Origin of the sequence: Salinicola salarius, from assembly GCF_003206135.1 — a bacterium.
Lineage (GTDB): Bacteria > Pseudomonadota > Gammaproteobacteria > Pseudomonadales > Halomonadaceae > Salinicola > Salinicola salarius.
On record NZ_PZJT01000003.1, the window covers coordinates 254,667 to 268,422 of the forward strand.

At 64.9% G+C, this 13,756-nt stretch carries 13 protein-coding genes; 8 read left to right on the top strand and 5 right to left on the bottom strand.

All coding sequences use genetic code 11. The features are described 5' to 3' along the window. Positions 1-9 precede the first annotated feature (9 nt). The 4 genes from DOM32_RS04450 to DOM32_RS04465 form a co-directional block, all read right to left on the bottom strand. Positions 10-1,596 (bottom strand): PucR family transcriptional regulator, encoded by a 1,587-nt coding sequence (locus DOM32_RS04450; RefSeq protein WP_208625304.1) that lies wholly within the window; start codon positions 1,594-1,596, stop codon positions 10-12. Continuing rightward, positions 1,596-3,104 carry an NAD-dependent succinate-semialdehyde dehydrogenase gene (locus tag DOM32_RS04455; protein WP_110631641.1) on the bottom strand — a complete coding sequence of 503 codons (1,509 nt, stop codon included), beginning with the start codon at positions 3,102-3,104 and terminating at the stop codon, positions 1,596-1,598. The genes DOM32_RS04450 and DOM32_RS04455 overlap by 1 nt, the downstream gene beginning before the upstream one ends. 120 nt (positions 3,105-3,224) lie before the next feature. Then, on the bottom strand, positions 3,225-4,001 hold the full coding sequence (locus DOM32_RS04460) for a DeoR/GlpR family DNA-binding transcription regulator (protein WP_110631645.1): 777 nt from the start codon (positions 3,999-4,001) through the stop codon (positions 3,225-3,227). A gap of 115 nt (positions 4,002-4,116) precedes the next feature. Further along, positions 4,117-5,121 carry a nucleoside-specific channel-forming protein Tsx gene (locus tag DOM32_RS04465; protein ID WP_083387207.1) on the bottom strand — a complete coding sequence of 335 codons (1,005 nt, stop codon included), beginning with the start codon at positions 5,119-5,121 and terminating at the stop codon, positions 4,117-4,119. A 363-nt stretch (positions 5,122-5,484) separates the two neighbouring features. Between DOM32_RS04465 and DOM32_RS04470 the strand changes: the two genes are divergently transcribed. The 8 genes from DOM32_RS04470 (at position 5,485) to DOM32_RS04505 (ending at position 13,353) form a co-directional block, all read left to right on the top strand. After that, entirely contained in the window at positions 5,485-6,756 is a 1,272-nt protein-coding gene (locus DOM32_RS04470) for a NupC/NupG family nucleoside CNT transporter (protein ID WP_071230611.1), read from the top strand. 163 nt (positions 6,757-6,919) lie between these two features. After that, on the top strand, positions 6,920-7,696 hold the full coding sequence (gene deoC / locus DOM32_RS04475) for a deoxyribose-phosphate aldolase (protein WP_071230562.1): 777 nt from the start codon (positions 6,920-6,922) through the stop codon (positions 7,694-7,696). Positions 7,697-7,760: 64 nt separating this feature from the next. Continuing rightward, on the top strand, positions 7,761-9,119 hold the full coding sequence (gene deoA / locus DOM32_RS04480; RefSeq protein ID WP_071230561.1) for a thymidine phosphorylase: 1,359 nt from the start codon (positions 7,761-7,763) through the stop codon (positions 9,117-9,119). A 47-nt stretch (positions 9,120-9,166) separates the two neighbouring features. Further along, entirely contained in the window at positions 9,167-10,423 is a 1,257-nt protein-coding gene (locus DOM32_RS04485; RefSeq protein ID WP_071230560.1) for a phosphopentomutase, read from the top strand. A gap of 1 nt (position 10,424) precedes the next feature. Further along, on the top strand, positions 10,425-11,153 hold the full coding sequence (gene deoD, locus DOM32_RS04490) for a purine-nucleoside phosphorylase (protein ID WP_071230559.1): 729 nt from the start codon (positions 10,425-10,427) through the stop codon (positions 11,151-11,153). Beyond that, positions 11,150-11,596, top strand: a complete 447-nt coding sequence (locus DOM32_RS04495; RefSeq protein WP_071230558.1) for a cytidine deaminase — start codon at positions 11,150-11,152, stop codon at positions 11,594-11,596. The genes deoD and DOM32_RS04495 overlap by 4 nt, the downstream gene beginning before the upstream one ends. Positions 11,597-11,762: 166 nt before the next feature. Then, positions 11,763-12,872, top strand: coding sequence for a J domain-containing protein (locus DOM32_RS04500; RefSeq protein ID WP_071230557.1), 1,110 nt, complete (start codon positions 11,763-11,765; stop codon positions 12,870-12,872). Between the two features lie 73 nt (positions 12,873-12,945). Continuing rightward, entirely contained in the window at positions 12,946-13,353 is a 408-nt protein-coding gene (locus tag DOM32_RS04505; RefSeq protein WP_071230556.1) for a hypothetical protein, read from the top strand. Between the two features lie 52 nt (positions 13,354-13,405). Here DOM32_RS04505 and DOM32_RS04510 read toward each other — a convergent pair whose 3' ends face one another. Continuing rightward, positions 13,406-13,612, bottom strand: coding sequence for a DUF3820 family protein (locus tag DOM32_RS04510; protein ID WP_071230555.1), 207 nt, complete (start codon positions 13,610-13,612; stop codon positions 13,406-13,408). Between the last annotated feature and the right edge of the window lie 144 nt (positions 13,613-13,756).

Below are 13,756 nucleotides of genomic sequence, written 5' to 3' on the forward strand. Positions count from 1 at the left end.
GATCGCTCATCAATCGGCATCGTCATTGAGCAGCCGCATCGCCACCTGCAGTTGCAGCCGGATATCGGCGTCGTTCAGGTTCATGCCCAATGCCGTTTCCAACCGCTCGATGCGATAGCGCAAGGTACTGATATGAATGTCGAGCGCCCGCGCGGTCTGCGCCAGCTGGAAGCCGCTTGCGGCCAGCGCCGAGAGCGTCTCGAAGGCGTTGTGACGACGAGCCCCCTCGCCCAGCGCTTGCGAGATGCGCGCCAGAAACAGTTGCCGCGCTTCGCTGTCGCCTTCCAGCACGCGGGTGAACAGCAGCGTCTCGAAATCCCGCCGTTCGCCGGCCTTGAGCGAAGGCAGCAACCGCGCCACGTCGCCCGCTCCCCGGGCGATGGCTGCCGCCCCTCTCGCCTCGCGGCTGATCGCCAGGGCGGCTTCGCCGTCGCTCAACTCGCGCCATAGCGCCTCGGTCGAGATATCGGCGCGAACCAGGAACAACAGCTGGTTGAGGGAGACGGAGATCAACCGTGGCAGACCGAGCGCTTCGAGACGATCGCCCAGCCGGCGCTCCCAGCGCTCCCGCCGCAGCAGCCCCTCGCGGGTCAGCGGCACCGGCTCGTTGAGCAGGATCGCGCAGACGTGATACGCGCCATGGGGCTCCCACCCCTGCAACGATGCCCGCTCCAGCGCTGCCGGCGTGGCTTCGAAGCGTCCTTCGAGCAGCGAGTCGACGAAGGCGTAGCCCAGCCGGGTCTCCTGAGCCTGCAACGCCCGCTGGTGCGACAGATGTAGCGCGGAGATCAGCGCCGCCTGCTCCGCCGCCCGGCGTTCGAGCTCGCTGACATGAGAGGCCGTTTCATCGATCCACAGCGTGGCCGCCGGCGCTTCCCGAATTCGTACCGGACAGGCCAGCATCCGGCACCCGGCCTCCTCGCCGAAGGAGCGAGCCGTGGCCTCGGCCAGAAACTGGGCCTCGGTCAGCATGGTCGGCGTGGGCAGGCGCATCGTCTCAAGCTCGGCGCTGCCGCCCAGCCATTCGCCGTCCAGCCCGGTGAAGAACACATCCCGCTCGAGCAGCAGGCTCAAGGCCGTGGCGATATCGCCCAAGCTACGCGCCGTCAACGCCGAGCGGGTGAGATCGCGGTGAATGCGTTCCGCCCGTGCGATCAACTGGCCCTGCCGCGCGATCAGCCAGGCGTGCACCTCCTCGGTGATCTGGCTGAACGGAACGTCCCAGGGAATCTCCAGCAGCGGGAAGTCGAGCGATGCCGCCACGCGACGGCTGGTTTTAGGGAAAGCGGTGAGAAACCGCGGTACCGCCAGCGCCACGCCGGCCAGGCCCTTGTCGACCAGCGCCTCGATCAGCGCTCGCTCGGCTTCCGGCTCGTCGGGCCAGTGATAGCCGGTGGTCAGCAGCAGTTGGCCTTCACGAACCCAGGCAATGATGTCGGGATGATCCACCATGTGCACCCAGCGCAGCGGACGGCCCAGCGAGCGCTCGCCGGCCACCACGCGGGCCTGGCGCAGGTTGGTCTCGCGCAGCGCGGTGGCGAGGTCGAGCTCGGCCGGCAACCGCGCTGCGTTGGCTTCCCCATCCCCCATCGCCATCAGCCGTCCAGTCGCGTCGAGACGAACTTGAGATCGAGATATTCATCGATGCCGTAGCGGCCACCCTCGCGGCCGAGGCCGCTATCCTTGACGCCACCGAACGGCGCCTGCGGCACGGACGGCGCGCCATCGTTGACCCCGACGATGCCGTAGTCCAGCGCTTCGGAGACACGTGCCGCGCGCCCGAGATTGCGGGTCCACAGATAGGCGGCGAGCCCGAACGGCGTGGCGTTGGCCGCCGCGATCGCCTCTTCCTCGCTGTCGAAGGCGATCAACGGCGCGACGGGGCCGAAGGTCTCTTCCTGCATGATTCGCATGTCGCCGGTGACATCCGCCAGCACCGTCGGCGCCACGAAGAAGCCGTCGACATCGCGCGCGGCGGTCAGGCGCTTGGCGCCCTTGGCCAGCGCATCGTCGATGTGGGATTGCGCCTTGTCGCGGCCGGCCTGGCTAACCAGCGGGCCGATCTGGGTCGACTCGTCTTCCGGCTGCCCGACGCGCAGCGCGTCCACCGCGGCGGTCAGGCGCGCGGAGAAGGTCTCGAGAATGCCGCGCTGCACGTAGATGCGGTTGGCACAGACGCAGGTCTGGCCGCCATTGCGGAACTTGCTCGCCATCACTTCGGCCACGGCGGCGTCGATATCGGCATCGTCGAAGACCAGGAACGGCGCATGGCCGCCCAGCTCCAGCGACATCCGCTTCATGGTGGCGGCGGATTTGGCGTAGAGGTGCTTGCCGACCGGCGTGCTGCCGGTGAAGGTCACCTTGCGGATGCGCCGGTCCGCCATCAGCTCGTCGCTGACCGCGGCCGGACGCTCGGCGGTAATCACCTGGAAGACCTCCGCCGGCCCGCCGACCTGCTGCCACAGCCGGGCCAGCATGAGTGCCGTGATCGGCGTCTGTTCCGCCGGCTTGACGATCACCGAGCAGCCGGCCGCCAGCCCCGGCGCCACCTTGCGGGTGATCATCGCCGCCGGGAAGTTCCACGGCGTGATCGCGAGCACCGGGCCGACCGGCTGACGCAGCACAGCAAGTCGCTTGTCCGGATGCTGGGCGGGCAGGATGTCGCCGTCGATGCGCTTGGCCTGCTCGGCGTACCACTCCAGGAAGCTGGCGGCGTAGTCGACCTCGCCCCGCGCTTCGCGGATCGGTTTGCCCATCTCCCGCGCCATGGTCACGGCGAGGGTCTCCTTGGCCTCCAGCATCGCCTGGTGCCAGGCCTTGAGCAGCGCCGCGCGCTCGAATGAGGTGGTCTTGCGCCAGGACTCGAAGCCGCGCTGGGCGTTGTCGGCGGCCAGCTTCGCCTGCTCGACGCCGCAATCGGCGACCTCGGCGATCACCTCGCCGGTGGCGGGAGAACGCAGCGCGTAGCGGCCTGCCCCGTCGGCATCGAAACCGACGATGGCGGCGGGATAGTAGGCAGCGTCAGCGGGGGCCTCGAGCGGCGCGAGTGAAGAAGACGTTGATGAAGAAGGCGTTGATGAAGAAGACGTAGATGAAGAAGACATCGATCCGGTCACCTGTTCGGAAAGTAGGGAGTCCAGTCATCCTAACCGCAGGACGAACCGAATACTTCCTGCCCATGACAGGATAGAAATACGATCAAAGTCTACGAAAGGCAGGAAACCTCACACCACTTTGACTTTCGCGGCGTCGCTCTCCTTCAACCGATCCCGCCACGCCCGGCCCGGATCGCCGCTGGTCAGCAGCGTGTCGAAGTCAGCAAGGTCGGCGAAGAACGCCGCACGCATGACGTCGAGCTTGCTCTCGTCGGCGACCAGGATGCGTCGTTCCGCGTGTTCGATGGCGGCCTGCTTGGGCGCCACCTCGTGAAAGTGAAAGCAGCTCGCCCCCTTCTCTGCATGCACGCCGGCGGCGGAAATGAGCGCCTTGTTGATGCCCAGCCGGCGAATCGCGGTAGTGACGTCCTGCCCGCCAAAGGAGTCCGAAGAGGCGTAGTAGAGCCCGCCGAGCACCACGAGCCGCATGTTGGGCATATCGCGCTGGCTGAAGGCGTTGGCGACGTTGAGCGCGTAGGTGACGATGGTGACGTTCATCTCTCTCGGCAGCAGCGTGCAGAACGGCATCAGCGTGGTGCCGCAGTCGACGAACACGGTATCGCCGTCCTCGATCCTCGACGCGATCGCCTCGCACAGGCGCTGCTTGGCCTTCGCGTACTGATCCCTCTGCGCATCGAGATTGTAGGCGGCGGCAAACTGGGGGTTGTCGGCCATGACCAGATGGCCGCCGAAGGAGACGATCGCGCCGTTGCTGGCGGCAATGTCCCGCCGCACCGTCATCTCGGAGACGTCGCACAGCGCCGCCGCCTCGGCCAACGGCAGGGTGCCGTTGCGCCTGATCGCTTCACGAAGTCTCTCGAGCCGTACGGCGCTGCGGCCATTCATGACATTCTCCCGATCCTGCCTTCTGAGGGTCAGATCTTATCCCCGATCTCTACTTGAAACGCAACGCAACGAGGAGCCCGAAGGCTCCTCGTCGATGACATCCATCGCTGTCGCGTCAGAACTGCCAGCCGACACCGAAATAGTAGCCCCAGCCGGTGGAGCGCAGTTCGAAACTGTCGCCATGGCTGTTGGGAAACGGCGCCATCTCGCCGTCGTTCCACTGTCCGCCGTTATGGAAGTAACGCGCCACCGCCATGAAGCGCAGGTGCGTGAACTGGTACAACAGCACGTTGGTCGCCACGGTCGACTCGTTGGTACGCGTCGGGTCGTTATCGCCCAGATCCGAACCGAAGTCGTGGTTGGTGAAACCGACGTAGACCAGCGACGCGCCGTTATCGAAGCTGGCCAGCGGATAGGAGTAGTTCAGCTGTGCGCGGTAACCGTCCCAGGAATTCTCGTTCGCGGCGCCATAGTTCTCCCACTGGCGGCGCTTGTAGAAATTGAACGAGAGTCCCAGCGGCGAGCCGGTTTCGATATCGGTTCCCAGACCGGCGTAGAGCGTGTTCTGGCGGTTCTCGGTGTTGTGGCCCCAGTCGAAGATATAGTCGAAGGCGACGAACCACTCCTTGAACGGGCCGAAGCTCAGATCCTGGCCGGTCATGTCGTCGATCGACAGGCGCGGTTCCAGCTCCATGAAGACCGGCGAGCCCTTGTCGAAGATACCGCTGTCCGCGGCGTTACCGGTGCCGAAGAACTTGGGAAAATCGATATAGCCGTAGAGATCCAGCGGCCCCTTGCGACCGAAGAATTCGTATTCCAGATAGATATCGTCGACCTGCTGCGGGCCGAAGCGAATGTTCTTGCTGCCGATGACCGTAACGTTCTGGTGATACCAGTCGGAGAGATAGGGTCCGTCGGCCGTCTGGCCTTCCGACATCGGCCCTTCGTCAGGCGTTTCCTGTTCGATGACCGGCGCATCGCCCTGATCGTCCGCAGCCCAGACCGGCGCGGCCGCCAGTGTCATCGATCCCAATCCCAACGAGACCGACAGCGCCAGAAGACGAGATCCCTTGCCTGCCCACCGTTCAGCCGATGCCGGCTGTGCGAGTCCTTCTACCATGCCATCCCCCACTTTGTTGTTATGGCGTTTTGATGCTGATTTTTGTGACTATTTTCTCGTCTGGCCTGTGATCGAGGCGGTTAGAGAGAAAGCGAACGCATGACCCGAACATCGCCAGATCGAGCCGAAAGCACTATATATGGGCCTCTGCCTCGCCTGGAACTACTCTATGAGCTTGTGAGAATAAAAACAATAAGTGACGAGCAAAACCAAAAAATGTTAAAAACCTCTCAAGAAAAGGCATTGACCAATGCGTGAGCGGACGGCATGAAACGGTCGGCATGACATCGTTCCGTTTCATTGGCTCCGGCACGTCCTGGCATGCATTTTCGACTCATCAAGGCCAACACCAAGGACAACAACATGACACTCCTCATGGGTCTGGTCGGCGTCATCGTGCTGCTGCTGATCGCGCTGATCTTTTCGAGCAACCGCAAGGCGATCAGCCTGCGTACCGTCATCGGCGCCTTCGCCATTCAGGCCGGCATCGGAGCTTTCGTGCTCTATGTACCGTTCGGCCAGGCCGTGCTGGGCTCCGTTTCCAGCGCCGTCAGCCAGGTCATCAACTACGCCAACGACGGTATCGGCTTCCTGTTCGGCAACCTCGCCGACCCGGCCAACGTCGGCTTCGTCTTCGCCGTCAAGGTCCTACCGATCATCATCTTCTTCTCGTCGCTGACGGCCGTGCTCTACTACCTGGGCATCATGCAGTGGGTCGTGCGGATCCTGGGTGGCGCGTTGCAGAAAGTGCTGGGCACCTCGCGCACCGAATCGCTCTCCGCTACCGCCAACATCTTCGTCGGCCAGACCGAGGCACCGCTGGTGGTGAGACCGTTCCTGGCCAGCATGACCAAGTCCGAGCTGTTCGCCGTCATGTGTGGCGGGCTCGCCTCCGTTGCCGGTTCCGTGCTCGCCGGTTACGCCGAACTCGGCATCCCGATGGAGTATCTGATCGCCGCGTCCTTCATGGCGGCCCCGGGCGGCCTGCTGTTCGCCAAGATCCTGATGCCGGAAACCGAGAAGCCCGACGACCGCACCGAGCAGGCCAAGGAGATCCTGGAAGCCGAGGACAAGCCGGCCAACGTGCTCGACGCGGCCGCTGCCGGCGCGTCATCCGGGTTGATGCTGGCCGCCAACGTGGGCGCCATGCTGCTTGCCTTCATCGGCCTGATCGCAATGATCGACGGCATCCTGGGCGGCATCGGCGGCTGGTTCGGCATGGACTCGCTGAGTCTGTCGATGATCCTCGGCTGGCTGTTCTCGCCGCTGGCGTTCGTGCTCGGCATCCCCTGGAACGAGGCGATGCTGGCCGGCTCGTTCATCGGCCAGAAGCTGGTGGTCAACGAATTCGTGGCCTACATCAATCTGGCCCCGTACATCAGCGGCGACACCATCGTGGAGTCGACCGGGCAGGCAATGTCCGCCCACACCGCCGCGATCCTGTCGTTCGCGCTGTGCGGGTTCGCCAACCTGTCCTCGATCGCGATCCTGCTCGGCGGTCTTGGCACGCTGGCGCCCAGCCGCCGCCCAGAGATCGCCCGCTACGGTCTCAAGGCCGTACTCGCCGGCACGCTATCCAATCTGATGTCCGCCACCCTGGCGGGGATCTTCCTCTCGCTGGCCGGCACCGCCTGACCCAGAACTGCTTTGGACAGAATCGCTCTGGACAGGACCGCTCTGGACAGGATCGTCATGAAAATCCGGCAGACTCGCGGAAGTACTGCCGGATCCTTGCGCGAGCCAGAACACGGAAACGGCAGGAGGCCGTCGTGACCACGCCGAACATGGAGACAAGAAGATGAATAGCCTCAAGCACGCCGCCAGCCAGGCGCTGGCCATGATGGACCTCACCTCGCTCAACGACGGCGATGACGACGCCGCCATCCGGGCGCTGTGCCGCCGCACCGATACGCCGTACGGCGCCCCGGCCGCGGTCTGCATCTACCCCGCCTTCATCGAGACGGCGAACCGTGAACTGGTCGACATGGGCATGCGTGAACGCGTGCGGATCGCCACCGTCACCAACTTCCCGGACGGCTGCGTCAACGTCGAGCGCGCCTCCCGCGAAACCCGCGCAGCCGTAGCGGCCGGCGCCGACGAAGTCGACGTGGTCTTTCCCTACAAGGCCTTGATCGGCGGTGACGCCGATGCCGGCCGGGCGCTGGTGACGGCTTGCCGTGAGGCCTGCGGCGATTGCCTGCTCAAGGTGATTCTGGAAACCGGCGAACTCAAGGATCCTGCGCTGATCCGCCAGGCCGCGGATATCGCCCTCGCCTGCGGCGCGGACTTCCTCAAGACCTCCACCGGCAAGGTGCCGGTCAACGCAACGCTCGAGGCCGCCGAGATTCTGCTGACCGCCATTCGCGACAGCGGTCGCGACGTGGGTTTCAAGGCGGCCGGCGGCATTCGCTCCGCCGAGGATGCCAAGGCCTATCTGGACCTGGCCGCCGGTATCATGGGCGAGGCCTGGCTCACGCCGTCTCACTTCCGCTTCGGCGCTTCGGGGTTGCTGGATGCGCTGCTCGCCACGCTCTCCGATGACGACAGCCGACCGACGACTACCAGCGGTTACTGATCGACAGTAGTTATTGATCAGCCGCGGTTACCGAGAAACCCGCCCATCACTGCGGACCCATATCATGCTGACCCAGGAAATCATTCGTCGTAAACGCGATGGTCAGACGCTCAATCGCCAGATGCTCGATCTGGTCATGCGGGGCATCGCCGACGGCAGTATCGGCGATGCGCAGATCGGCGCCTTCGCCATGGCCGTCTATCTCAACGGCATGAACCGGGACGAGGCCGTCGCATTGACGGAGTCGATTCGGGATTCCGGCCAGGTGATGCGCTGGGACGATCTCGATCTTGCCGGTCCGGTGCTCGACAAGCACTCCACCGGAGGCGTCGGCGATCTGGTGTCGCTGGTGCTGGGGCCATGGGTCGCTGCCTGCGGCGGTCACGTGCCGATGGTCTCCGGGCGCGGCCTGGGCCACACCGGTGGCACGCTGGACAAGCTCGAGTCGATCCCCGGCTACGACGTCACCCCCAGCGACGAGACCTTCCGCCGGCTGGTGAAGGACGTCGGCGTCGCGATCATCGGCCAGACCGGATCGCTGGCGCCGGCCGACAAGCGCCTCTATGGCGTGCGCGACGTCACTGCCACGGTGGAGTCGATCCCGCTGATCGTCGCCTCGATCCTGGGCAAGAAGCTGGCCTGCGGCCTCGAGACGCTGGTGATGGACGTCAAGGTCGGCAGTGGCGCCTTCATGCCCACCGAGGAGGCCTCCCGCGAACTCGCCGAGGCGATCGTCGCGATCGGCTGCGGCGCGGGTACCAAGACCAGCGTGCTTCTGACCGACATGAACCAGCCGCTGGCCGACTGCGCCGGCAATTCGCTGGAAGTCTTCGAGGCGCTACGATTGCTGCGTGGCGACGGACGCAATGAAGAGCGTGGCGAAGGCAGGAATAGTCGCCTCTACCGGGTCACCCGACCGCTGGCGGCGGAGATGCTGCTTCAATCCGGCATCGCCAGCGATACCGAAGACGCCGAAGCCCGCCTCGACCGCGCGCTCGATTCCGGCGAGGCGCTGGAGCGCTTCTCGCGCATGGTCCACGGGCTCGGCGGCCCCGCCGATCTGGCGGAACGCCCCGAAGACCACCTCGCCACCGCGCCGATCACCATCGATCTCGACGCCGACCGGGCGGGATGCATCAGCGCCATCGACACGCGTTCGCTCGGTCTCGGCGTGGTCGAACTGGGCGGTGGCCGGCGCAACGCGGGCGATGCCATCGATCATCGGGTCGGCCTGTCGCACATCGCCGCGCTCGGCCAGCGAGTCGAACCGGGCCAGCCGCTGCTGCGCATCCATGCCGCCGAACGGGCCGATGCCGAAGCCGTCACCCAGCGTCTGCGTCGCGCCTTTACCTTGAGCGAGACGGACGACGTCGCCATCCCGCCGCTGGTCCATGCCACCCTGCGCGAAGGCCAGTCGGCATGACCGAGACGAGAGACGGACAAGAACGCGACATGCACGGGAGAAACGACATGAAACGCGCCATTTTGCTGGTTCTCGATTCCTTCGGCATCGGCAACGCGCCGGACGCCGCCGACTATGGCGATGCCAGCTCGAGCGATGCCGGCTCGGACACGCTCGGCCATATCGCCCGCTATCGCGCCGATGCCGGCCGCCCGCTCCAACTACCCAACCTGGCTCGTCTCGGGCTCTATCACGCCCACCACCTGAGCACCGGCGACTGGGCGACAGGCGTCGACGTTCCCGAGGTCGTCGAAGGGGCTTACGCCTGCGCCAGCGAGATCTCCTCCGGCAAGGACACGCCCTCCGGCCACTGGGAGATCGCCGGCGTCCCGGCGCTGTTCGAATGGGGCTACTTCCACGAACGCGAGAACAGCTTTCCATCCGACCTGCTGGAAGCATTGATTGAGCGCGCCGACCTGCCCGGCGTGCTCGGCAACTGCCAGGCGTCAGGCATGCCGATCCTCGAAGCGCTGGGCGAGGCGCATATCAAGAGCGGCAAGCCGATCGTCTACACCTCGGCGGACTCGGTCTTCCAGATCGCCGCCCACGAGACCCATTTCGGCCTCGACCGCCTCTATCGGCTCTGCGAGATCGCCCGCGAACTGCTGATGCCCTACAACATCGGCCGTGTCATCGCCCGCCCCTTCGTTGGCGAGACCCCCGAGACCTTCGAACGTACCGGCAACCGCCGCGACTATGCCATCGAGCCGCCGACGCCCACCGTGTTGCAGAAGCTGCATGACGACGGCGGCAAGGTGCTCGGCGTGGGCAAGATCGGCGACATCTACGCCCACTGTGGCATCTCGAAAGTGATCAAGGCCCACGGTCACGATGCCCTGTTCGACGCCACGCTATCTGCCATCGACGAGGCCGCCGAGCGTTCAGTGGCGAATAAACAGACACTGGTAATGACCAACTTCGTCGACTTCGACACCCTCTACGGTCACCGCCGCGACCCGGAAGGCTACGCCAGTGCGCTGGAAGCGTTCGACCGCCGCCTGCCGGAGATCATCGCGAAGCTGGAACCCGGCGACCTGTTGATCCTGACCGCCGACCACGGCAACGACCCGACCTGGAGCGGCACCGATCACACCCGCGAGCAGGTGCCCGTTCTGATCGCCGGCGACGTGCTGGCGCCCGGCAGCTACGGCCGCCGCGAGACCTATGCCGACATTGGCCAGACGCTGGCCGAGTATCTCGGCCTGTCGCCGATGGAATACGGACGGTCCCTGCTGAAAGACACCCCCGACAACGGAGACCCGTGAGATGCCCACTCCCCATATCGAAGCCCAGCCGGGCGACTTCGCCGATACCGTACTGATGCCCGGCGATCCGCTGCGTGCCCAGTTCATCGCCGAGACGTTTCTCGAAGACGCCCGGTGCGTCAATCGCGTGCGCAACATGCTCGGCTTCACCGGCACCTACCGGGGGCGCAAGATCTCGGTGATGGGCAGCGGCATGGGGATTCCGTCGCTGTCGATCTACGCCAAGGAGCTGATCACCGAGTACGGCGTCGAGCGGCTGGTGCGGGTCGGTTCCTGCGGCGCGGTACGCGACGACGTCGCGGTCAACGACATCGTCATCGGCATGGGAGCGTGCACCGATTCCGGCGTCAACCGGGCGCGATTCAACGGCCACGACTTCGCCGCCATCGCCGATTTCGACCTGACCCGTCATGCCGTCGAGGCGGCGCGTGAACGCGGTACGAAGGTCAAGGTCGGCAATCTTTTCTCCGCCGATCTGTTCTACACCCCGGACATCGAATTCTTCCAGAGCATGAAGCGCCACGGCATTCTCGGCGTCGAGATGGAAGCCGCCGGCCTGTACGGCGTTGCCGCCGAATTCGGTGCCCGCGCGCTGACGGTCTGCACCGTTTCCGACCATATTCTCAAGGGGGAAGCGCTCGACTCCCAGGCCCGGCAGACCGGCTTTTCCGAGATGATGGCGATCACACTGGAAGGTCTGTTGCGCGACGACGAGGAAGCGAAACGATGAGCAAGACGACGAACGATATCCGGGTTCCCGACGAGATCCGCCAGACGGCACTGAACGTCCGCGATCACGCCTACGTGCCCTACTCCGACCATCCCGTCGGCGCCGTGCTGATCAGCGAGAGCGGCAAGACCTACGCCGGCTGCAACGTCGAAAGCGCCAACTACAAGGGACTCTGCGCCGAGGCCAGCGCCATCGCCGGCCTGGTCTCCAGCGGGGAACGACAGATCCGCACGATCTACGTCATCGGCCCCGGCGAACATCTCTGTACGCCCTGCGGCGACTGCCGCCAGCGAATCCGCGAATTCGCCACGCCGGAAACCGAAATCATCGTGCTCGACGGCGAAGGCGCTCCGCTCAAGCACTACACCATGGACGAACTGCTGCCCGACTCCTTCGGCCCGGAGAACCTGAACAGGACCTCGGGCATGGCGACAACGCGTTGACGCCCGCTAGCCCGGGAAGCAGCAGCAGCAGGCAGAAGAAGCGATAAGAGAAGGCGCAGAAGCAGACGCGAAGAAGGAAAAGCACAACGGTGACGACTCGTCATCGAGTTTGGGTATACTCGGGTCCAACAAATGACAACAACCCTTTCTCCGCCTGGATTCGTCGATGGCCCCCGCGCGCTTTTCCGCTTTCGAGCTCCTGCTGCTGAAAAGTCGTTATCCGCCCGATACTGCATCCCTGTTGCTGCTGACGTGGGTATACGTCAACAAGCGCGTCGTGCTTGCCGAGGACCAGCGTTATCTCGAAGCGCTGGCCAACGGCTTTCGTCACTCCCATGATCTGGAAACGCTGCTGACGATCGCCCGGACCGATCTGACGGCCATCCAGCTGGCGGCCGAAGTCGTGCTGCGCGAACACGTCGATGAGCAGTCGCACCCCTTTCTGCGCCGTGCGATCGGCCTCGCCACCAGCGAGGGCGAACCGAGCCTGCGAAATCATCACATCCTGCGCTTTCTCGCCGATCTTTCCGGCGCGACGCCGGGCGATTTCGCCCGTCTGTTTCGCGAGGTGACGGGGCGTCCGCTGAAGGCACCGGACGACCCCAGCCGCCTGGCTTATTGGCATCGGGAGGACAACCCCGAAGCGGCGGCGGATCAGGAGACAAACAGAACCGACAGGGACACAAGCGAAGCCGACGGAAACAACGATGGAGAAACCGCCGAGCTCGCGCCGAAGATTCGTTGCTGGCGAGGCTGGCGGCTACGCGCCAGCGCGGCCCGGGCGCAGCGGCGGCAGCTGCGCCAGGAACGAATCCGTCTGCGTCGCCAGGCCAAGAGCCGACATCAGGCGGAAGCGCGTCAAGCGCAGGAACGTCAACGACAAGCGCGCGAGGAAGAGACCAGGCGCCAGGAGCAGGAGCGCGAGGCCGAAAGCCGGCGCCGGGAACAGGCGGAGCGGGAGGAGGCCTACCGGCGGGAACGATGGCGCCAGCAGCAACAAGAACAGAAACAACAGGAACAGAAACAACAGGAACAGAAACAACAGCAGCAGACCGCAGGAGCGGCGCGACCCCACTACCGGATCCGCCTGGCGCTACAAGTGCTGGAACTCGACGAGAACGCGTCGCCCACCGAGATCAAGCGAGCCTATCGTCGCCTGGCGCAGCGCCATCATCCCGATCGCTTTCATGGCCAGAGCGAGCTGCGCATCTCGCTGGCCTCGCAGCGCTTCCAGCGCATCAAGAACGCCTACGACTATCTGATGACGACCCTTTAACGATGACGCTCCAACGACGACTCCCTGACGACGCTCCAACGACGATTCCCTGACGAGGACGGTCCAACACGATATGCGAGATCTCTATCGCCGCCTCGGCGTCAGCAAGGACGCCCCTGCCGATACCATCATTCGCGCCGCGCAGCGCTGCAACAACCGTACCCTGAAAGCGGATGCGCTGAGCGCGCTGGGAGAGGCGACACATCGGGAAGCCTACGACGACCTCCATGACCTGCTGGGCGATCTCGGCAGGCTGCGGGCGGGCCTGGGCATGACCCATGCGCCCCACTGGCAGGGAGACGCCGCCAACGATTTTTCCGTCTTGCCGCAACGCATCGTGGTTCGCCATGAACTGCTGGCGCGGCAGCTGGAAATGGCGCTGGGAAATCACCAGACACGCTGGCGCCGCCGGGGCTGGCTCGTTCTGGCCGTCGTGGTCGGGTTGATTGCCGCGCATGTCGCCGGACGCTGGATGAGCTAGCGACCGGCCGACGGTACCTGGCTGTGCGGGCACACGTCCTGCCCCGGGCTCTTCAGCGCAACGGCTCGAGCAGCGGGCTCAAGCCGTTGTGATCGATCTCCTGCATCAGCGCCAGCAGGCGCCCGATCTCGCCATAGGGAAAGCCTTCGCGGGCGAACCAGTTGAGATAGGGGCCGGGGAGATCGGCGATCAACCATCCTTCGTACTTGCCGAACGGCATCTTGCGGGTGATCAGCTTCTTGAGGTCTTCAGACTCCATCTCGCCTCCTCTCGTGACATTGCGCGCCATTCTACACGGATGGCGCCAGCGCCGAGCCATGCGGCCAATCATGTCAGCCCAGCCATGCACTGGACGCATATCCTCATTCCCAGAAGCCGTTTGCCCAAGCAGGTACGAAGGACG